We start from the raw sequence: 21055 nt of genomic DNA, 5'->3' as shown, positions 1-21055 counted from the left end.
GAAGAGATATTATGAAAGATCAACTACAACGTTTTCTATTTGAAGATTTCCAAATTCGAGGCGAGATAGCCAATGCAGATAATAGCTTTCGTGAACTACTTGCCAATCACAATTACACAGAAGAAGTACGTAATTTAATGGGCGAATTATTAATTGCAGCTACATTACTTACTGCCATGCTTAAATTTGAAGGTAAAATAACCGTTCAATTACAAGGGGATGGCCCTTTGAAAATGGCAGTTATTAATATCAGCCAAGACTTGGTGCTACGTGGCACAGCTAATGTCGACGGTGAAACAAGCGGGTTATCTTTTGCTCAATTGGTGGGCGAAGGGCATTTAATGATATCCATTACGCCTAAAAATGGCGAGCGCTACCAAGGTATTGTTGCACTCGATAAAACATCATTGAGCGCTTGTATCGAAAATTATTTTGCACAATCAGAGCAACTCGCAACACGAATTATTTTACACGCTAACAGCCAAAATAATATGCAATGTGCTGGATTATTATTACAGACATTACCCATGGCAGATGTAGAAGAGAAAGAACATGACGATGACTTTCAACATGTTTGTGCTTTAGCACATACTGTCAAAGCAACAGAGCTTTATGAATTAACGCATGATGAATTACTATTTAGATTATACCATCAAGATAAAGTGCGTTTATTTGATGAGCAAAGCATCATTTATCAATGCTCATGCTCTAAAGAACGCTGTATTTCATCACTCGCATCTATCCAACCAAAAGAAATATTAGAAATTTTAAAAGAAGAAAGCGTCATTGAAATGCACTGTGAATATTGTGCAAAAGATTATCGTTTTGATATAAACGACCTACAGATTTTATTAACCGACACAAATGAGCAACAACATTAATTTTAGAGACGTTATCTTTTAAAAAAGAGACGAACGTCTGCTCTCTAGTATTCGCTTTGCTAAAACAAGAACTTTAGAATCACATTGAGCTCTTCTTTATACCAAATCTATGACTTAGCTCTCATCCTTTTATTGCTCCTTTCGCCTTTTAAGCGGTTATAATTTAACTCACTATATATTCTATATAGAATGAAATTATAACCGCTTAAAGGAGACCAGTATGACGAAAAAAAACCTATCATGTACTGAATCACTAAATCAGTATGGAATTAAAAACATTTCCAATATCGTATACAATCCCAGCTATGAAACGTTATTTAACGAAGAAATGAAGGCTAATTTAAGTGGTTTTGAAAAAGGAACTCTCACTAAACAAGGAGCCGTAGCCGTTGATACTGGTATATTTACGGGACGCTCCCCTAAAGATAAATACATTTTAAAAGATGATACGACACGCGATACCATTTGGTGGAGCGATCAGGGTAAAAATGATAATCATCCCATTGAACAAGCAACATGGACACACCTTAAAAATATTGTCACCACAGAACTCTCTCAGAAACGCTTATTTGTAGTAGATGCTTATTGTGGTACTAATGTGAACTCTCGTTTAAAAGTACGTTTTGTGATGGAAGTCGCATGGCAAGCTCATTTTGTGAAAAATATGTTTATTCGGCCAAGTGAAGAAGAGCTTATCAATTTTGAGCCTGATTTTGTACTCCTTAATGGGTCTAAAACAAATAACCCTGATTGGAAAAAACAAGGTCTTAATTCAGAAAACTTTGTGGCTTTTAATCTCACCGAAAACATCCTTGTTATAGGAGGCACTTGGTATGGTGGTGAAATGAAAAAAGGCCTGTTCTCTATAATGAACTATCTCCTCCCACTCCGAGGCATGGCATCGATGCATTGCTCTGCCAACATGAATGCGAAAGGTGATACTGCCATTTTCTTTGGTCTTTCTGGAACAGGTAAAACCACTCTTTCAACAGACCCCAAACGCGCTTTAATTGGTGATGATGAACATGGGTGGGATGATGATGGCATCTTTAATTTTGAAGGCGGCTGCTATGCTAAAACTATTCGTTTAAATGCAGAAGCAGAGCCCGATATTTATGGTGCAATACGCCGCGATGCTCTGCTTGAAAATGTCACGCTTAATGATGATGCACAGGTGCAATATGATGATGCGACTAAAACTGAAAATGCACGTGTTTCTTATCCGATTTACCACATTGATAATATTGTAAAACCACATTCTCGAGGTGGGCACGCTAAAAAAGTTATCTTTTTAACAGCGGATGCATTTGGCGTATTACCGCCAGTTTCAAAACTAACCAAAGCGCAAACGCAATATCATTTCCTTTCTGGTTTTACCGCTAAACTTGCTGGTACAGAGCGTGGTATAACCGAACCAACACCCACTTTCTCACCTTGTTTTGGCGCGGCGTTTTTAACATTACACCCCACACAATACGCAGAGCAACTAAGCAAGCGCATGTTAGCTTGTGATGCTCAAGCTTATCTGGTTAATACTGGCTGGAATGGATCAGGTAAACGTATTTCAATTGAAGATACTCGCGCCATCATTGACGCTATTTTAGATGGCTCAATAGAGGATGCTGAATGCATACAAATACCACTTTTTGACCTTTGTGTTCCCATTGCTCTTCCGGGTGTAGATAGTCATATTTTAGATCCAAGAGATACCTATGCCACCGTCGAAGAATGGAATAATAAAGCCGAAAAATTAGCCGCATTATTTATTGAAAATTTCATTCAATACACGGACAAACTCAAAGGAAAAGCGCTACTTAGTGCAGGACCAAAACTAACTAACGTCGTCGCTTAATTAGTACCAATGCAGGCATGGATAATTTCCCCTCCAAGCCTGCATTACTTCAACAAAGAATAAATAATAATGATGTGTAGATTCTGTACAAGCATTGCTCTAAACTTTGCACAAAATTATTAGGAGAGGCTCATGTCAAACAAAGTATTTATTAGCGCTCAAACATTATTAGAAGATTCGTTTCTATTAGCCTCTCAGGTTTATGAGAGTGGTTTTCGCCCACAATTTATTGTCGGAATTTGGCGTGGTGGCGCACCCATTGGTATTGCCGTACAAGAATATTTCGATTTTAAAAAAGTAGAAACCGATCACATTGCAGTACGTACTTCTTCTTATTATGGTATCGACAAACAAAGTAAAACCATCCAAGTACATGGATTACATTACATTGTTGAGAATGCCAATGCCGATGATGCGTTATTAATTGTGGATGACGTTTTTGATTCTGGCCGTAGCGTTGTTGCTTTAAAAGAAAAACTTTTTGAAAAAATGCGCCTAAACATGCCTAAAGATGTTCGAATTGCCACCCCTTACTACAAACCAAAAAATAAAATGGTGGATATTGTTCCTGATTATTATATCCATAAATCTGAGGACTGGTTGGTATTTCCACACGAAGTATCTGGATTAACGGCAGAAGAAATATTACATGGTAAAAAAGATTTAGAAAAGATTAGACATCTTTTTGTAGATTAAAGGCGATAATCCACAAGATAACAGTTTTGTTTTCTTGTGGAACTTGTCGTTTCAACTACTAAATAAAAGGGACATTGCACTTAAAATAGGCGATAATCCGCGCCCATCAAATACACCGCATCAGGAAAATAGATTTATGTCCCAAGTTGGCACGCTTTATATTATATCGGCCCCAAGTGGCGCAGGTAAGGGAAGTCTTATTAACGCATTATTAGCAGAAAAAAGAGACTGGACATTACAGTTTTCCGTTTCCCATACTACACGTGCACCGCGTGATGGCGAAATAGATGGAGAGCATTACCATTTTACCAATATTGACGACTTTAAGCAGATGATTGATAATAATACATTTATTGAATGGGCAAAAGTTTTCACTAATTATTATGGCACTTCACTTCTCAACATTGACGAAGCACTGCAAAATGGAATTGATATATTTTTAGATATTGATTGGCAAGGCGCACGTCAAGTTCGCAAAATGAAGCCCGATGCTGTCGGCATCTTTATTCTACCTCCAAGTTTAGCTGAATTAGAAAAACGCCTTACAAATCGAGGTCAAGATAACGCCGACGTGATAACTAAGCGTATGCAACAAGCACAAGCTGAAATGTCACACTATGATGAGTATGATTATTTAATTATTAATAATGATTTTGAAAAAGCCTGTTATGAATTATCCAGTATTGTTAGCGCTAAACGCAATTTAACAAAAAATAAAATAGAGCAACATAAAAAAACAATAGAAAGATTATTGAATTAAATCAAATAGATAGGCAATGAAAAATCACCTTTTTTAAGTTTTTTTTACGCCAAATAATTTGTGCGTACATCAGCGCCTGCATCTCCTGCTGGCTGTTTTTTAAACACTTTCGCATACTGCTTGGCATACGCATCTTCTAGGTGTACAATAAGCGCCCGTTTTTATGTAATTAACTTTTGGAGTGCAATCATGGCACGTGTAACCGTTGAAGATGCAGTAAATGTAGTTGGAAATCGTTTTGATCTTATCTTAATGGCATCTCGTCGAGCTCGCCAACTTGCAACACAAGGAAAAACTCCTTTAGTTGACCCAGAAAATGATAAGCCAACTGTTATCGCATTGCGTGAAATTGAAGAAGGTTTGATAACAAATGAAATCATGGATCTTCAGGATCGCCAAGAAAAACATGAAAAACAGGCAGCTGAATTTGCAGCCGTTGCAGCTATTGCCGAGGGACGAGGATAATCGCCCCCATTAAAACTTTATTTAAAACGTCGTCCATGTAAATGTACGGCGTTTTTTTTATTTGGAGAAAAACAATTTGTTCACTTTGTTATATGCGTCTTTAGCCATTCTTCTTGGTTTTATTTTACTCATCTGGAGTGCAGATAAATTTGTTTTAGGAGCGTCAAGTACAGCACAAAGCTTCTCAATATCACCTTTAATTGTAGGTGTTGTCATCGTAGGGTTAGGTACTTCAGCTCCTGAAATGCTGGTCTCAGCCATGGCGGCTTTTTCTGGAAAAACGGGGCTTTCAGTCGGTAATGCCATTGGCTCAAACATAACAAATATAGGTTTAATGCTTGGTTTAACCGCTCTTATTTATCCCCTAGAGATTCACTCTAAATTACTTAAACGAGAAATGCCAGCCTTACTCTTGATCACAGCATTTACCTATTTTCTTCTGTCTGACTTATACCTCAGTTTCTTCAATGGCTTGATTCTACTTTGCACCATGTTTGCGATGCTAACATTCACTATTTTCGAAGCCAAAAAGCAGAAGAAAAACAATTTAGCACAAGAAATTTTAGATGATATTCCTAAAAACATATCTAAAAAAGAAGCCTTAAAATGGTTGATCATAGGTATCGTTATCTTAATTGTTTCATCTCGTATTTTAGTTTGGGGAGCGGTTGAAATTGCACAGTATTACCATGTTAGTGATTTAATTATAGGATTAACTATTGTCGCTATTGGCACTAGCTTGCCTGAACTTGCGACGACATTAGCTGCTGCCAGAAAAAAAGAATTTGATTTAGCTGTTGGCAATATCATTGGATCAAATATTTTCAATTTATTAGGCGTACTAGCACTTCCCGGACTTATTCATCCAGGGTCAATTGAGGTAGCAGTCCTTCATCGTGATTTCCCCGTTATGATAGGCTTAACCTTAGTATTAATATTATTTTCTATCGCTTGGAAAAAAGGTAAAACAGGTAAAACAGGTCATTTATGTAGAGCTAAAGGCGGGTTGCTATTAGGCGCTTACTTCGCCTATATGTATTGTCTCTTCGTTAGCTAAAATAACACGATTAAAAAGGTTATCTGTACACGTTAAAAAACACAGATAACCTTTATTGTAATATGATCTTATTTTTTGAATATTAGTTTTAATCGCTCGCTTTTAGGGGTTGATAACCAATACCCTCCCCCCATAAATAACGCACCACCGACCATATTGCCAAGTGAGACCCATAATAAATTATGCCCAATACCCGCCATTGTAAAACCTTCTTTCGCATCTCCAAACCAAGACAATGCAAAAATAGTCATATTCGCAATACTGTGCTCATAACCCGATGCTATAAATGCCAATAAACACCACCAAATCGCAATAAATTTAGCACTGCCTTCACAACTTAACGCCATCCAAATAGCTAAACAGACCAACCAATTACAAAGTATTCCTTTTGCAAAGAGAACCATGGCAGGTGCTTGTGTTTTTGCAAAAGCTACATTATGTAATAAACTGTCTTCAAAATTTAATAATTTACCACCTCCAGCAAGATAGAAAAGATAAGCCACAAAAATAGAGCCTATTAAATTAGCTATCCATGTTTGTGGCAACACGATAATATTATCTTTCCAAGTGATTTGTTTGGTGAGAGCGCCAAAAGTTAAAAACATCGTATGACCTGTAAATAATTCTGAGCCCGCAATGATGACTAATGTTAATGCTATGCCAAAAAAACTACCCATGACAAGTGTTCGAACGACCCTGTAAATAATTCTGTGTAATTACCATTTTACAGGTGGCGCTTTAAACGGTCTTCAAACTCAATTATAAACCGATTCATCGCAGCTCTCCAGTTTTGAATTGGTTTTGACCATTTTTTAAATATGAAAATTCATTCCGACTTTAAAGGTAAATGCTGACAATGTTTAAGAGATACAAACCTCAACATTTTCCTCTACAATACGCGTCTTATATACGTCTACAAAAACATTTTTATCTTCTAAACAATGACCATCGACTAAATTAAAGCGTTGTTTTTTTAACGGAGACGCAACCCAATATTGTCCATCATGCTCACAAATTATGCCGCGAGATAAGACATTAGAATGCGCAAAAGGATCCATGTTCGAAATTGCATAAACAATTTCACTTAGATCTGGACGAAAAATAGCAACTTGTTTATTTTCCACTAAAGCGCAAATACCCGTTCCGGGAATAATTTTCTCTAAGGTACAAACACCAATCCAGTTACTCATTCGCTTTTCTCCAAGTGAATATTATATATCGATACTTTTTCCTGATGAAAAGCGGGACGCTTTTGACCGCGTTGAGGTATAAAAACAACATTATCATCTTGCTTATCACTGTTAATAAAGTGTGCGAAACGTTGTAATTGCGCTTCGTTATTTAACGTCGCTTTCCACTCACATTTATAACTTGCAATCGAAGTTGCCATCTCTGCTTCAAGCTGATTATTTATTCCTAGCTTATTATTTACGATGACATCATGTAAATAATCAATGCCCCCTTCGAGATTTTGTAACCAAACAGAAGTACGCGTTAACTTATCTGCGGTGCGTACATAAAACATCATAAAGCGATCTAAATATTTTAATAAGGTTTCTTTATTCAGATCTGAAGCGAGTAATGATGCATGGGTAGGTTTCATACCACCGTTACCACACACATAGAGATTCCATCCAGTATCCGTTGCGATAATACCCACATCTTTACTCTGTGCTTCTGCACATTCACGAGTACAACCTGACACTCCAAATTTCATTTTATGGGGAGTTCGAAGACCTTTATAACGATGCTCTAGCTCAACGCCAAAACCAACACTATCTTGCACGCCATAACGACACCAATTACTGCCAACACACGTCTTTACCATGCGTAGTGCTTTTGCGTAAGCCTGTCCCGTTTCAAATCCTGCATTGATAAGTTGTTGCCAAATGGCGGGAAGATCTGATTTATGTGCGCCAAAAAGAGCTATCCGTTGTGCACCTGTTATTTTAGTATACAGATCATACTGCAATGCAACTTGCGCAATAACGGCTAAGCCTTCTGCTGTCACCTCACCCCCAGCCATTCTTGGGATCACAGAATAAGTTCCGTCTTTTTGCATATTTCCCAAAAAAGCATCATTGGTCTCTTGTAGACTATTATGCTCACTTGATAATATATATTCATTCCAGCATGATGCTAAAATAGAGCCTACTGTCGGTTTACATACCTCACAGCCATAGCCTTTACCATATTTACCCAATAACTCTTTGAATGTTTTTATTTTTTCAATACGGATCAGATGGTATAATTCTTGACGCGAATATTCGAAATGTTTACAGATGTGATTTTTAATTTCAACACCTTGCTTACTTAGTTCGGCATTAAGTAATTGAGTTATCAGAGGAATACACCCACCACAACCCGTACCAGCTCCCGTTTCTATTTTTAGCGCTTCAATAGTACAATGCCCGGCTACAACGGCGTCTGCTATATCTGATTTTTTAACATCAAAACAAGAACAAACTTGCGCAGAATCTGGCAGAGCATCAACCCCTAAAGCCACTTTCCCCGATCCGGAATAAGCTGGTAATATAAGCGTATCAGGATGCTTAGGTAGCTCTATATTATTCAATTTATACTGAAGTAGATCGCTATAACTCTCAGTGTCTCCAACAAGAACGGCACCTAATAACTGTTTACCATCTTCAGATACAACGATCCGTTTATAAACAGATTCTTGTTCATTTAAATAAACATAACTTTTACTATTTGGCGTGCGCCCATTCGCATCGCCAATACTTGCAACATCCACACCAAGCAATTTTAACTTTGCACTAAGATCTGCGCCAGAAAATACATTTTCTCGCCCTAAAATATCATCCACAGCAACTTTAGCCATATTATAGCCTGGCGCTACTAAACCAAATAATTTATCCTCCCACGAGGCACATTCACCAATGGCATAAACATCATTATCCGATGTTTTACACTGATTATTAATGGCAACTCCACCACGAGCCCCTATTTTCAAACCACATTGTTGCGCTAATTTATCTTGGGGACGAATACCCGTAGAAAACACAATCAAATCCACTTCCAGACTTGTTCCATCCGCAAATTTCATCGTATTGCGTGCATTTCCCCCACCACGTACTATCTCTTGTGTATTTTTACTTGTATGTACTTTCACGCCGATATTTTCAATTTTATCACGCAACATTTGACCGCCTTGCGCATCCAATTGCTCTGCCATTAAAACAGAAGAAAATTCGACAACATGTGTTTCAATGCCCAACGCTTTTAATGCACCGGCAGCTTCTAAGCCCAACAGCCCACCGCCGACGACAACGCCGACCTGACTCCGCCGTGCACTGCTTTCAATCGCATCTAAATCTTCAATCGTGCGATACACAAAACAATCGGGTCCTTCATTGCCTTTTATGGGTGGTACCCATGGATAAGAGCCCGTTGCCATAATTAATTTATCATAGTTAACAACACGACCCGTTTGTGAATAAATTACTTTTTCCTGGCGGTTAATGCTTATTGCTCGCTCTCCAAGTAAAACCTTAATACTGTGCTTAGCGTAAAAACCATCTTTAACTAATGAAAGTTCATCTGCGGTATGATGTGAGAAATAAGAAGAAAGATGAACGCGATCATAAGCAACACGAGGTTCTTCACAAAACACGGTGATTTCATATTCGTCTAAATTAGCTTTTTCTATAAAATCATCAATAAAACGATGCCCTACCATCCCATTACCAATGATCACTAATTTCATTTTGATCATATAAACCTCATTTGTTTTCATAAATACCAAAATAAAACATTATAACAAAATATCTTTGCTCGACATCCATCTCGCAACAAACTGATAACGATTTATCCTCTTTGAAAACAAATAGAGCCACTTAGCTTGACGCTTTAAACATAAAACAACTACGAATCTACCTTTCACATATTTTTATCAAATCATAACAAAGTAAAAGTCATCATGATTATTTTAAATGTTTATTTATAATTTAGAACACTGTAAATGACACAACACCTCCACCAAAGATGTGCTGATTTTTTGTCCTAACGCACGAATACCTGCATTTGGCTCTACTAAATCAGGGACTTGATAAACCTGCATACCCGCACTAATTGCAGATCGCACACCATTACTTGAATCTTCAAAAACAATACATTCACGAGGCGAAACGTTTAATCGCTTTGCTGCAAGTAGAAAAATCTCAGGATCTGGCTTACCTTTTTTTACTTCACAACCATTACTAAAACACGTGAAATAATGCAATAGTCCTGCGCGTTGTAATTTTATTTTAGACAATTTTTTATCGGTTGAAGTAGCAATAGCCATCGGAATAGACTGTGCTTGAAGCCAATCAAGTAAAGCTATCACTCCCAATTTTACCGGTATAGCTTGATGATAAACAATTCGATGATAGCGCTTCATCCACTCATATCTAAGAATATCATAATCTAAACTTTCGCCATATCCTTTGCAAATCACCTGTTTTATTCCTTCAGAATTACAACCGATTATGCCTAAATAAATGTCTTCTAACATTGGTAACGCTAAATACTGACATGCTTCACGAAAAGCATTCTGACAAACTTTTTCTGTATCGAGTAATAATCCATCCATATCAAAAATGGCCGCGGTATAATGCATTTTTTATCCTTATGTCTTTAAACGGTTTTATTTTATTTCCATATAAGTAGAGACATTTATGTTTCTTCGATAGCAAGGCTTTCCACTATCTCTAAAAACACAGACTCTCTGGTTGTTGTACTTAATTTTGGATATAAACGACAGAGCCGAATAGCGTACGCAAATTTATCTTTTCCCAATAAAGCTAACACGCGGGTGAACAATAGTTCATCTAAATAAAAAGCATCAATAACATGATTTATTGCACCATCTAAATCAGCATAAATAGTGCCATCAAACGCAAAGCCATACTGAGTATCTTCAACTTCCAATGATTTTCCATCTATATATATTGGCCAACCCATAAAATTAATGCGAGCCTGCTGTAATTTAAACATAAACCAAGCGCTACGCTTAAATCCTTCAAAAGCAGAGCCCTCAAGTTGAGACTCTTGAAGCTCAACTTCTGTCCAACGCGAGCCTATACTTAATGTTTTTTGATGTTTCTTGGCTAATTCTTTTTTTACGGCATAACGATAAACGAATATTGATTCAAACGCGCAACGTTTTATTAATGTCGCACATTCATTACAACAAGGAATGCTAAGGGGGGGGTGAGTTAACAATGTATTAGATGATTTTTCTTTAGGAAAAGAAATCTCCCTATCTTTAGGCTCACCACAAAACCAACACTGATAGCGATGTGCAAAGGGGATTTCCATTAATGGGTAACCTGACTCAATAGACAAAATAAAATCTCCATACGTTAATGTTATTATCACGAATTGATAATTTAAGCATATCGCATATTTAAAAAGGAGATATTTTATTGCATTTATTGTCATTATCCAATACGAACAATTGATTTTTATGTGCATACATCATGCAGAACACACATAAAAAATCTTATGACAATACTAACTAACGTCTGAATCTTTCGCTTTATCTTGATCAGCATAAGTTTGAATCATACTTTCAACTTTATTGACCATATTTACACTGCCACAATAAAAAGGCACCCTTTGGTGCACTTCCTTGGGTTTAATATCTAAAATACGTGTAAAGCCATTACTCGCACGCCCCCCTGCTTGTTCTATTAAAAAAGCTAATGGATTACATTCATATAATAAACGTAATTTACCGCATTTTAAGGTGCCCGTAGAAGGATACATATATATACCTCCTTTTAATAAATTACGGTGAAAATCAGAGACTAAGGAGCCAATATAACGCGACGTATACGGACGATCACTCTCTTGATGCTCTTCTTGGCAATATTTTATGTACTTTTTTACCCCTAATGGAAAAGCTAAATAATTGCCTTCATTAATTGAATAAATACGTCCATCTTCGGGGATCTGCATATTTTCATGAGAAAGATAAAAAACACCTAAAGAAGGATCACAAGTAAAACCATTTACCCCAAACCCCGTACTATAAACGAGCATGGTTGATGAGCCATAAATGATATAACCAGCAGCCACCTGATCGCGACCAGGCTGTAAAAAATCTTCTAATGTTGGCGCATTACCTCGTGCACTCAAGCGCCTATAAATCGAAAAAATAGTTCCCACTGAAACATTTACATCAATATTAGACGACCCATCAAGTGGATCAATAAGCACAACATATTTGCCATTACGCCCCCGCTCACTGTGAAAAACGATTATTTCATCTTCCTCTTCAGAGGCAATACCACACACTTCACCACGCGCCTCTAAAGCGGCTTTAAACTTTTCATTAGCAAAAAGATCCATCTTTTGTTGCTCTTCGCCTTGTATATTATGCACGCCTGTCGCGCCAATAATATCGACTAAACCGGCTTTATTAATATCTCTATTAACCACTTTAGCTGCGAGTTTAATCGATGAAAGCAAAGAGGTTAGCTCTCCCGTAGCATCTGGAAATTCTGCTTGTTTGTCTACTATGTGTTCACCGAGCGTTTTCATTTACTATCCTTATGAATTAAAAATAGACCTTTATTGATCTATGGCAGTGTCATTAAGTACTAGAAAAAAATGGTTCTACAGTGTGTTATACGGAGAGGGGTAAGTCTCGAAGTGCATTACATAATATCAACTCGATGAAATCTTATTTACCATGTATGGCGTCTATTTACGCCAAAAATGACGTGTAAATAGCACAACGACGGTTAATATTTCAAGGCGCCCCATTAGCATTCCAATTGACAATACCCATTTTGAAATATTCGAAAAATGAGAAAAATTTCCCGACGGACCTATCGATGCCGTTAATCCTGGTCCAACATTAGAAACTGCAGTAATCGATGCGCTAAAAGCTTCAAATGCAGGAGATCCGAAAAAACTTAAGAGTAACGTCGACAAACCAATGGTCATTAAATAAGCTAAAACAAAGGCAATTAATGAACGCAGAATGTCATCACTCACAATACGATTATTATATTTTTGAGGGAAAATACCGCGCGGATGCATCAACAAAAGTAATTGTCGTTTTAATAAGCTCATTGCAATTTGAAAACGAAATATTTTAATGCCTCCCGCGGTTGATCCCGAGCATGCACCGACAAACAGTAACCCCAAAAATATGATAATACAAAAGTCACCCCACTGCACAAAGTCATCTAAACCGTAGCCTGTCGTTGTCAAAACCGAGACCACATTAAACAAACTTAAGCGTAATGCATCTAGCCAATAAAATTGATCTGTTAACGTTAAATACAAGGTTAGTATTGATGAAAAAACGATGACTAATATAAAAAAACCACAGACTTGAGCATCTTTATAAATAGCGCTTAACTTGCGTCGATTAAAAGCTCGAATAAGCAATAAGAAAGGAAGCCCACCTAAGAACATAAAAATAATCGCATTCCAATGTGCGCCATTAGAGAAGTGGCCCATCGAACTATCCGAAGTCGAATATCCTCCGGTTGAAATGGTTGTCATACTATGGTTAATAGCTTCAAATATCGTCATCCCGGTAAACAGATAACCTATAAAACAACAAATACTGAGTAATAAATAAACCATTAATATATCTAAAGCAACTTGCCTTGTTTTTGACTCCGCTTTTTCAGACCAATCTGAAGATTCAGTTTGGAATAAACGCATCCCACCAACATTAAGGTAGGGTAAAATAGCCACACCCATCACAATAAATCCAACACCACCCAACCACTGTAAAATAGAACGCCATAATAAAATGCTATGTGGCATTGTATCTAAATTATGTAAAACCGTACTCCCTGTCGTCGTTATGCCCGACATTGTTTCAAAAAAAGCATCGGTATAACTAATATTCTCAATAAAGACAAAAGGCAACGCAGCAAATAAACTCGCTAACACCCAAACGCCGGTTGTTAACAAAAACATTTCACGTACACCTAAGCGAGAACGTTCCTTTTCATCGCCTAAATAAATAAACAAAAATGAAAATAAATGAGTGATAACAATGGCAGCAAAAAATTCAACACCGCCTAATGAGTTATTATAAAAGGCCAAAGCCATAGGGAAATACATAAAAACAGCCATTTTAGATAAAACTAGACCGGTAATAAAAAAAAGAGGACGATAAACCATTATCTACGCGCTTATATTATAAAAAGAAGGGACTTGGCTGAAATAATTTTTCAATTTCAGTAATATATTTTTTATTCACTAAAAATAAAATGACATGATCATTACTTTCTATTATCGTATTATCATGTGCTATCAACACTTCATCATTGCGTACTATCGCACCAATACTGGTTCCTTTTGGTAGTTTCAACTGCCGGATCTCACGCCCTACAACTTTAGATGTAATATGATCACCACGCGCCACAATTTCTATCGCTTCCGCCATACCTTCACGCAACGAATAAACATATTTAAGATCTGCTTTTCGCACATGGGTTAATAACTCAGAAATGGTAACTTGTTGCGGTGAAATTGCAATATCAAGAATATTGCCTTGCACTAAATCAATGTAAGCTTTACGTTGGATAAGCACCATAACTTTTCGGGCGCCCATACGTTTAGCAAGCATGGCAGACATTATATTTGCTTCGTCATCATTCGTTACTGTAATAAACAAATCAATTTGATCAATATGCTCTTCCAGTAATAATTCTTGATCTGACGAGTCGCCACAAAAAACTAAAGTATTCGATAAAGTTTCAGATAAATACTCTGCTCGTTTAATATTTTTTTCGATTAATTTAACCGAATTTCCTTTTTCAAGGCGCTTTGCCAGACTTTCTCCTATATAACCACCCCCCGCTATCATAATGCGCTTATACGGAAGCTCTAATTTTTGCATCTCACTCATAATCGCTTTGATATGTTGACTCGCCGTGATAAAAAAGACTTCATCATCAGCTTCAATAATCGTTGAGCCTTGTGGTCTAATCGCTTTTCCACGACGAAAAATAGCTGCTACTCGCGCCTCCATATTTGGCATATGCTCTTTCAATGTTGAAATAGCACTACCTACTAAAGAGCCTCCATAATAGGCTTTTATTGCAACTAGACCGACTTTACCTTCGGCAAAATAAGCCACTTGCAAAGCACCAGGATGCTCAATGAGTTGAAAAATATAATCACTAACTAATTTTTCAGGGGCAATCATATGATCAATAGGAAAAGCATCACTGTTAAACAGCTCTTTCTCATACATAACAATACTTTGAGAACGAATTCGAGCTATTTTTTTAGGTACGTTAAAAAGTGTAAAGGCTATCTGACACGCCACCATATTCACTTCATCTGAATTAGTCACCGCAATCAACATTTCGGAGTCAGCGGCTCCTGCCTCTGCAAGAGTTACTGGGCTAGACGCACTCCCAAGCACAACTCGTAAGTCAAAACGATCTTGAAGTTCTTGCAATTTCTCAGGCGAGTTATCCACAACAGTTATATCGTTGTTTTCACCCACTAAATTCTCAGCAAGAGATGCACCTACCTGCCCTGCACCTAAAATTATAATTTTCACACTATTTCACTTTTATGTTGATGAGTGATTCGAGGTAATATAGCAAAATTCACTATTTTACCTTTCTTTTTATTTTGAATAAAACATTAAGATGTCTTCTTAAGTTTCGCATAATAGAAACCATCCATTGCATCTTCATTTGGTAATAGTTGTCGACCCTGCAATATATCATCGTATTTTTTTGATAATGGGATCAAACAAGCATCTTGATGCTGTTTTAAAAAAGCCTTAATTTGTAAATCATTTTCCTCCGGCAAAATTGAACACGTAGCATAGAGCAAAGTGCCTCCAACCTTTAACTTTTTCCAGAGTGCATTTAATATACTTTTTTGTAATGCCACTAGCTCACTAATATCACTGTCACGACGTAACCAGCGAATATCTGGATGACGACGAATAACACCCGTAGCACTACAAGGAGCATCACATAAGATGCGATCAAACATCTCACCTTCCCACCATAAATCAGGTTCAGATGCATCACCATGGATAATCGTAGCGGTTAATTTGAGACGATCTAAATTTTCTTGCACACGCAATAAACGCGTCGCATCTGCATCGACCGCGACCATCTGAGCAATTTTAGGCTGTAATTCTAAACAATGTACAGTTTTCCCACCAGGCGCTGCACACGCATCTAAAATAAGATCGCCAGGCTGGGCATCTAAATAGTGAGCGGCGAGTTGAGCGGCTCCATCTTGCACAGAAACCCAACCTTGTTCAAAACCAGGTAGTTTATAAACATCTGTCGCTTTATTTAAACACAATGCATTTTTGTTCTCATTATCACTGGCAACATAAGAAGATAAATCGAGTTCTTCTAATAACAATTGATAACTTTCAACATTATGATGTTGAGCATTCACACGCAACCACATTGGGGCCTGTTGATTATTTGCCAACATAATAGATGCGGCTTTATCTTTGCCATAAGCATTTTGCAAACGTTTAACCAACCATCCCGGATGACAATATACTAGCGTATCATTTTGATCTGCTTTTTCAATTAAGGCTTCTTGTTCACGTAAAAAATTACGTAATACGCCATTGACCATGCCTTTAAGCGCCTGTTTGTTTAACGCTTTTGCACCATTAACAGTTTCACCTACGGCTGCATGACTCGGAATTCTCGTATATAATAATTGATAAATACCCACTAAAATCAAAAAGTGAAAAACACGCTGTTTACCCTTCAATGGTTTTTGCATTAAAGAACGACAGAAAAAATCCAACCGCGGTAAAGTACGTAAAACACCATAACAAAGCATTTGCAGTAACGCTTTATCTTTAGGACTCAAGTCTTGTTGCAACACTGGCAACGCTTGTGATAATGATTGACCTTGCTCAACAACTTGATTGAGTACTTTCGCGGCCAAAGCTCGAACATTCATTCTTTATCTACCTTCTACACATAACACACGACCCGGCGCAAATAATTCACGACGAGAATTTAAAATATCTTGTACTGGCATTGCTTTTTTCCCCTCTAACTGGAGAACTTCTAAATTCAGAACACCGCACCCTGTCGCTATCTGAATACCCGTTTTATAAGATTCAAGAATCGTACCGGGCAATGCGTCCGTTTGTATATCAAGTACACTCACTTGATGCACTTTAATAAATTTGTCCGATAACTTAAAATAACTCATGGGCCACGGATTAAACGCGCGCACACAACGAGATATTAATTGAGCATCATCACGCCAATTTATTAATGCTTCCTCTTTGCTTAACTTTTTAGCATACGTCGCTAAATTATCATCTTGTTGTTCAGGTTCAATTTCGCCTTTTATTAACTTATCGATTGTATCAATCAATGCTGAAGGTGCTTTTTCCGCTAATTTTTCATATAAGCTAGCGCTACTTTCCTGCGCACTAATAGGGCAGATAACTTTAGAAAGCATCGCCCCAGTATCAAGACCTGCATCCATTTGCATAATAGTAATACCGGTTTCCGTATCGCCAGCCCAAATTGCACGCTGTATCGGCGCGGCTCCACGCCAGCGTGGTAATAACGACCCATGCACATTTAAACAACCCAATCGTGGCATTTTTAACAATGCTTTAGGTAATATTAATCCATATGCGACGACAATCATTAGATCTGCATTAAGTATTGAAAATTCAGATAACGTACTTTCGAGCTTAAAATTTTGTGGCTGATAAATAGGAATATCATTAGCAAGTGCAAGTTTTTTTACCGCACTCATCATTAATTTTTTCCCTCGCCCTGCGCGCCTATCAGGCTGCGTATACACAGCAACAATATTGTACTTAGACGCAAGTAATGCACATAAATGCTGGGCCGCAAAATCGGGCGTTCCCGCAAAAATAATATTTAAGTTTTCCACATAACACCTTAATTAAAAAGATCAGATAAATTTTTCATTTTGACGTTGTAATTTTTCAAGCTTGGTTTTAATCCGCTTTTGCTTAAAAGGAGAGAGGTAATCAATAAACAACTTTCCTTGCAGATGATCCAATTCGTGCTGAATACAAACAGCTAATAAACCATCCGCTTCAAGTTGACACACCTTTCCAGTAACATCTTGAAATTTAACTGTCACAAACTCAGCGCGTGTAATATCTGCATTTATTTCTGGAACAGAAAGACAGCCTTCTTGGGAACACTCTTCTCCTGATTGCATAATAATTTCAGAATTGATTAAAATAATCGGGTCATTACGATCATCTGAAATATCTATAACCGCGATACTCCGATGAATATTCACCTGCGTTGCAGCCAGACCAACACCGTTCTCGTCATACATGGTGTCCAACATATTTCTCGTAATATCAAGGAGTTTAGGAGTAAAGTCGGTCACCATTTTCGCCACAGTACGCAGTCGAGGATCTGGAAAATGTAATACGTCAAGTATGGCCATGTGGTTATTTATTCTATAGTTAATTTTTAAGAAACGTAATTTTATACTAATATGATGTATACATGCAAATTCAGTAGAGCTTGTCTCTTAAAGAGCATGCCACCACACCTATAATCTTGCATTATAATTGCTATTTATGCGTAAATTATACGTAAATCTACAAGGATTGTTATGAAATTAAAAATGATAACGTATGCATTATGCCTCACTCTTAGCTCTTTTAATTTATATGCAGAAAAATTGCAACTACAAGAGGCACACCCTCAAACGTATCAAGTTGTTAAAGGTGACACATTATGGGATATCTCATCTCTCTTTTTAAAAAGCCCTTGGTTATGGCCCCACCTATGGAAAACAAACAAACAAATTTCTGACCCACACTGGATCTACCCCGGCGATAAATTAAATCTTATTTGGGTTAATGGCGAGCCACAATTAGTCCGTAAACGTACCGTTAAATTGTCTCCAACGATACGTTTACACCGAAAAGAAAAAGCCATTCCAATGATACCCTTAAACCGCATCGCAACCTTTCTCTCACGCGACCATATTATTGATGCAACGTTAGTTAAAAATTCACCGCGCTTAGTCGGTAATGCAAACTCTATGCAACATTTTATTGCCGGTGATGTTATTTATGCACAAGGACAATATGATAACGATAAACTGTACGGCATTTATCGTTTAAATGAAGCACTTATTGACCCAAAAACCGAGGAAAACTTAGGTTCCCTACTGACTTTTATAGGTATTAGCAAAGTATCAAAAGATAAAAATGTATATTCTAATGAACAAGTTACTGCCATGTATTTAATAAAAAGCACCCAAGAAGCTCGTCAAGGAGATTTACTCCTCCCTTTACCCGAGCAGGATTTTTTACCCGCCTATTTTTTACCAACCTCGGTGGACAAGTCGCTTACTGGCCAATTGTTAGGCTCGTTAAATGCAACATCTTTGCTCGGGAAAGGGGATGTTGTAATGCTAAATAAAGGACGTAGAGATGGAATTGAACCGGGTGCAATGTTTTCAATAATGCGCGGCGGACCTGCCATCTTGGTTAATGACAAAGAGATGTTTTACAAAGAAAAAACATCTATATTTAAGCGCCTGGGGAAAAAAGATATTTCATTACCCAAGCAGAAAGTGGGCGAGTTAATGGTTTTTAAAATATATAAAAAAACCAGTATTGCACTCATTATGAGTAGCACAAATGTCATTAACTCACACGCACTAATTCAGGGTTTAAACTTTTAAGGTTAAGAGGCGCTTATTCAAAAAAATCTCTTTGCACAAATAGACTCTTTTACGCTTATGCAAAAAAATCTCTTTGCACAAATAGACTCTTTTAATTTCGAGCAACGCCATCTATATCAGTGGATGATATTAGATGCCGTTCCTCGACTCTCCAAACGCATATTATTTTCTTTATTGCGTCGCCATTGTATTGGTCAATTAAATACTATTCCCACCATTCAATTACAACAATATAAATTTAATGATAAACAGATACAGGCGTTAAAAAACCCAGATGAGCAGAAAATACAAAATAATCTAAACTGGCAAGATACGCAAGAAAACAAATATATCATTGCTTTTGACGACCCACGCTATCCCCCGCTACTCAAAGAAATATCTAACCCTCCACTATTACTCTATTTACAAGGTGATATAAGCCTTTTATGCACACCACAAATCGCCATTGTTGGAAGTCGTTCTTGCACACATTACGGACAACAAAAAGCATATCAATTTGCACAACAGTTAAGCACTGCAGGTTTTAGTATTACAAGTGGTCTCGCCATAGGTGTAGATGGATTCGCACATCAAGGTGCTTTAGACGCCGAGCAAAAAACGCTGGCAGTACTCGGATCCGGGTTAAATAACATTTACCCCAAAAGACATCTGAAACTTGCAAAGCAAATCAGTCAAGAAGGTCTATTAATTTCAGAATTCTGGCCAGATGCCTTCCCTTTAAGTGCACATTTCCCGCGTCGAAATCGCATTATTTCAGGGTTAAGCTTAGGTGTTTTTGTCATTGAAGCTTCGATACGCAGTGGCTCATTAATCACCGCTCGTTATGCAAATGAACAAAACAGAGACGTTTTTGCCTTGCCTGGGTCTATCGATAATCCTGAAGCATGTGGATGCCATAAACTCATTCAACAAGGAGGGAAATTGATAACGAAAAGCCAAGATATCATTACAGAGTTTCAACATCTTAATTTATTTAATTGTCCAAAACATCATCCTTCTAAGGTTCAATTAAAAACTTCATCTCTATTACAACATATTGATTTTAATCACACGACACTTGATCAGTTATTACAACGTAGTGGTTTAGATTTACTCTCTTTACAAAAGCAGTTAATAGAATTGGAGATAGATGGTAGTATTACGCTTACCGTACACGGTTATCTCAAGTTAAAAGGCTAAAAATGTTTGAAGTAATTATTTATCTCTTTGAAAGTTATATGCAACTGGATCAAAGTATTGAAGTCGACGCAGAAGAGATCACCGAAGAGCTTTTAAGTGAAGGGTTTTCTGATGAAGAAATATCTACCGCATTAGCTTGGTTGGATACATTAGCTACTTTACATGAAAATAAAGCACAACATCATGAGCAAGAAGCACAAGAAAATTCACACCGTATTTATAGTGCAATGGAAAAAATGTATATTAATTGTAATGCACAAGGCTATATCGCTTATTTAGAACAAGCAAAAATTCTTAACACACGGACAATGGAAATAGTAATTGAGAGCATTATCTCGTTAGAAATGCTCGATTTATCATTACAAAATTTAAAATGGTTGATTTTAATGGTCTTATTTAACGATCCTGATAGTAGCGATGCATTCTTACAATTCGAGTCCATGTTATTAGATTTTCAAGATGGATTGATCCATTAA

Annotated in this window: 20 protein-coding genes; 9 read left to right on the top strand and 11 right to left on the bottom strand. The window is 37.2% G+C overall.

Features of this window, described 5'->3' with window-relative positions; genetic code table 11:
* The first annotated feature begins 8 nt into the window (after positions 1-8).
* The 6 genes from hslO (at position 9) to B8W84_RS00315 (ending at position 5711) form a co-directional block, all read left to right on the top strand.
* Positions 9-881 carry an Hsp33 family molecular chaperone HslO gene (gene hslO, locus B8W84_RS00340; protein WP_094751360.1) on the top strand — a complete coding sequence of 291 codons (873 nt, stop codon included), beginning with the start codon at positions 9-11 and terminating at the stop codon, positions 879-881.
* A gap of 220 nt (positions 882-1101) precedes the next feature.
* Entirely contained in the window at positions 1102-2733 is a 1632-nt protein-coding gene (gene pckA, locus B8W84_RS00335) for a phosphoenolpyruvate carboxykinase (ATP) (protein WP_094751359.1), read from the top strand.
* Between the two features lie 132 nt (positions 2734-2865).
* Positions 2866-3429: a phosphoribosyltransferase gene (locus B8W84_RS00330; RefSeq protein ID WP_094751358.1), complete on the top strand. Its 564-nt coding sequence runs from the start codon at positions 2866-2868 to the stop codon at positions 3427-3429.
* A 136-nt stretch (positions 3430-3565) separates the two neighbouring features.
* The gene (gmk, locus tag B8W84_RS00325; protein ID WP_094751357.1) at positions 3566-4189 is read left to right on the top strand and encodes a guanylate kinase; all 624 of its coding nucleotides are present in this window, start codon (positions 3566-3568) and stop codon (positions 4187-4189) included.
* 189 nt (positions 4190-4378) lie between these two features.
* A complete protein-coding gene (gene rpoZ, locus B8W84_RS00320) occupies positions 4379-4654 on the top strand; it encodes a DNA-directed RNA polymerase subunit omega (protein WP_094751356.1) in 276 nt (91 codons plus the stop codon).
* 76 nt (positions 4655-4730) lie between these two features.
* Positions 4731-5711, top strand: coding sequence for a calcium/sodium antiporter (locus B8W84_RS00315; RefSeq protein WP_180706005.1), 981 nt, complete (start codon positions 4731-4733; stop codon positions 5709-5711).
* 68 nt (positions 5712-5779) lie between these two features.
* Here B8W84_RS00315 and nirC read toward each other — a convergent pair whose 3' ends face one another.
* The 11 genes from nirC to def form a co-directional block, all read right to left on the bottom strand.
* Complete coding sequence (gene nirC / locus B8W84_RS00310; protein ID WP_257797880.1) at positions 5780-6415, bottom strand: nitrite transporter NirC; 636 nt, start codon at positions 6413-6415, stop codon at positions 5780-5782.
* 156 nt (positions 6416-6571) lie between these two features.
* Positions 6572-6901, bottom strand: coding sequence for a nitrite reductase small subunit NirD (gene nirD, locus B8W84_RS00305; protein WP_094751354.1), 330 nt, complete (start codon positions 6899-6901; stop codon positions 6572-6574).
* Positions 6898-9447 carry a nitrite reductase large subunit NirB gene (gene nirB, locus B8W84_RS00300; protein ID WP_094751353.1) on the bottom strand — a complete coding sequence of 850 codons (2550 nt, stop codon included), beginning with the start codon at positions 9445-9447 and terminating at the stop codon, positions 6898-6900. Before nirB ends, nirD begins: the two co-directional genes overlap by 4 nt.
* 225 nt (positions 9448-9672) lie before the next feature.
* On the bottom strand, positions 9673-10332 hold the full coding sequence (locus B8W84_RS00295; protein WP_094751352.1) for an HAD family hydrolase: 660 nt from the start codon (positions 10330-10332) through the stop codon (positions 9673-9675).
* 56 nt (positions 10333-10388) lie between these two features.
* Positions 10389-11060, bottom strand: a complete 672-nt coding sequence (locus B8W84_RS00290) for a hypothetical protein (protein ID WP_094751351.1) — start codon at positions 11058-11060, stop codon at positions 10389-10391.
* Between the two features lie 168 nt (positions 11061-11228).
* Positions 11229-12260: a class 1 fructose-bisphosphatase gene (gene fbp / locus B8W84_RS00285; protein WP_094751350.1), complete on the bottom strand. Its 1032-nt coding sequence runs from the start codon at positions 12258-12260 to the stop codon at positions 11229-11231.
* A 162-nt stretch (positions 12261-12422) separates the two neighbouring features.
* Positions 12423-13871 carry a TrkH family potassium uptake protein gene (locus B8W84_RS00280; protein ID WP_180706011.1) on the bottom strand — a complete coding sequence of 483 codons (1449 nt, stop codon included), beginning with the start codon at positions 13869-13871 and terminating at the stop codon, positions 12423-12425.
* A 13-nt stretch (positions 13872-13884) separates the two neighbouring features.
* The gene (trkA, locus tag B8W84_RS00275; protein WP_094751348.1) at positions 13885-15261 is read right to left on the bottom strand and encodes a Trk system potassium transporter TrkA; all 1377 of its coding nucleotides are present in this window, start codon (positions 15259-15261) and stop codon (positions 13885-13887) included.
* 86 nt (positions 15262-15347) lie between these two features.
* Positions 15348-16652, bottom strand: a complete 1305-nt coding sequence (gene rsmB / locus B8W84_RS00270; protein WP_094751347.1) for a 16S rRNA (cytosine(967)-C(5))-methyltransferase RsmB — start codon at positions 16650-16652, stop codon at positions 15348-15350.
* Between the two features lie 3 nt (positions 16653-16655).
* On the bottom strand, positions 16656-17612 hold the full coding sequence (gene fmt / locus B8W84_RS00265; RefSeq protein WP_094751346.1) for a methionyl-tRNA formyltransferase: 957 nt from the start codon (positions 17610-17612) through the stop codon (positions 16656-16658).
* Between the two features lie 21 nt (positions 17613-17633).
* Positions 17634-18146: a peptide deformylase gene (gene def, locus B8W84_RS00260; protein ID WP_094751345.1), complete on the bottom strand. Its 513-nt coding sequence runs from the start codon at positions 18144-18146 to the stop codon at positions 17634-17636.
* A gap of 171 nt (positions 18147-18317) precedes the next feature.
* On the opposite strand from def, the gene B8W84_RS00255 reads away from it, so the two are divergent.
* Genes B8W84_RS00255 through B8W84_RS00245 form a run of 3 tightly spaced genes read left to right on the top strand, consistent with a single transcriptional unit; the run spans position 18318 to position 21055 of the window.
* Positions 18318-19400 (top strand): LysM peptidoglycan-binding domain-containing protein, encoded by a 1083-nt coding sequence (locus B8W84_RS00255; RefSeq protein ID WP_094751344.1) that lies wholly within the window; start codon positions 18318-18320, stop codon positions 19398-19400.
* 57 nt (positions 19401-19457) lie between these two features.
* A complete protein-coding gene (dprA, locus tag B8W84_RS00250; protein ID WP_257797869.1) occupies positions 19458-20579 on the top strand; it encodes a DNA-processing protein DprA in 1122 nt (373 codons plus the stop codon).
* Between the two features lie 2 nt (positions 20580-20581).
* Complete coding sequence (locus B8W84_RS00245; RefSeq protein WP_094751343.1) at positions 20582-21055, top strand: DUF494 domain-containing protein; 474 nt, start codon at positions 20582-20584, stop codon at positions 21053-21055.

The organism is Psychromonas sp. CD1 (assembly GCF_002239585.1).
Taxonomy (GTDB): domain Bacteria; phylum Pseudomonadota; class Gammaproteobacteria; order Enterobacterales; family Psychromonadaceae; genus Psychromonas.
This window is presented reverse-complemented; position numbering and strand designations above follow the sequence as displayed.

Coding starts and splice junctions, on each gene's coding strand:
- B8W84_RS00330 (WP_094751358.1), top strand. CDS start 2,866: ATGTCAAACAAAGTATTTATTAGCGCTCAAACATTATTAGAAGATTCG.
- gmk (WP_094751357.1), top strand. CDS start 3,566: ATGTCCCAAGTTGGCACGCTTTATATTATATCGGCCCCAAGTGGCGCA.
- B8W84_RS00255 (WP_094751344.1), top strand. CDS start 18,318: ATGAAATTAAAAATGATAACGTATGCATTATGCCTCACTCTTAGCTCT.
- def (WP_094751345.1), bottom strand. CDS start 18,146: ATGGCCATACTTGACGTATTACATTTTCCAGATCCTCGACTGCGTACT.
- B8W84_RS00295 (WP_094751352.1), bottom strand. CDS start 10,332: ATGCATTATACCGCGGCCATTTTTGATATGGATGGATTATTACTCGAT.
- B8W84_RS00245 (WP_094751343.1), top strand. CDS start 20,582: ATGTTTGAAGTAATTATTTATCTCTTTGAAAGTTATATGCAACTGGAT.
- fbp (WP_094751350.1), bottom strand. CDS start 12,260: ATGAAAACGCTCGGTGAACACATAGTAGACAAACAAGCAGAATTTCCA.
- rpoZ (WP_094751356.1), top strand. CDS start 4,379: ATGGCACGTGTAACCGTTGAAGATGCAGTAAATGTAGTTGGAAATCGT.
- dprA (WP_257797869.1), top strand. CDS start 19,458: ATGCAAAAAAATCTCTTTGCACAAATAGACTCTTTTAATTTCGAGCAA.
- nirB (WP_094751353.1), bottom strand. CDS start 9,447: ATGATCAAAATGAAATTAGTGATCATTGGTAATGGGATGGTAGGGCAT.
- pckA (WP_094751359.1), top strand. CDS start 1,102: ATGACGAAAAAAAACCTATCATGTACTGAATCACTAAATCAGTATGGA.
- rsmB (WP_094751347.1), bottom strand. CDS start 16,652: ATGAATGTTCGAGCTTTGGCCGCGAAAGTACTCAATCAAGTTGTTGAG.
- nirD (WP_094751354.1), bottom strand. CDS start 6,901: ATGAGTAACTGGATTGGTGTTTGTACCTTAGAGAAAATTATTCCCGGA.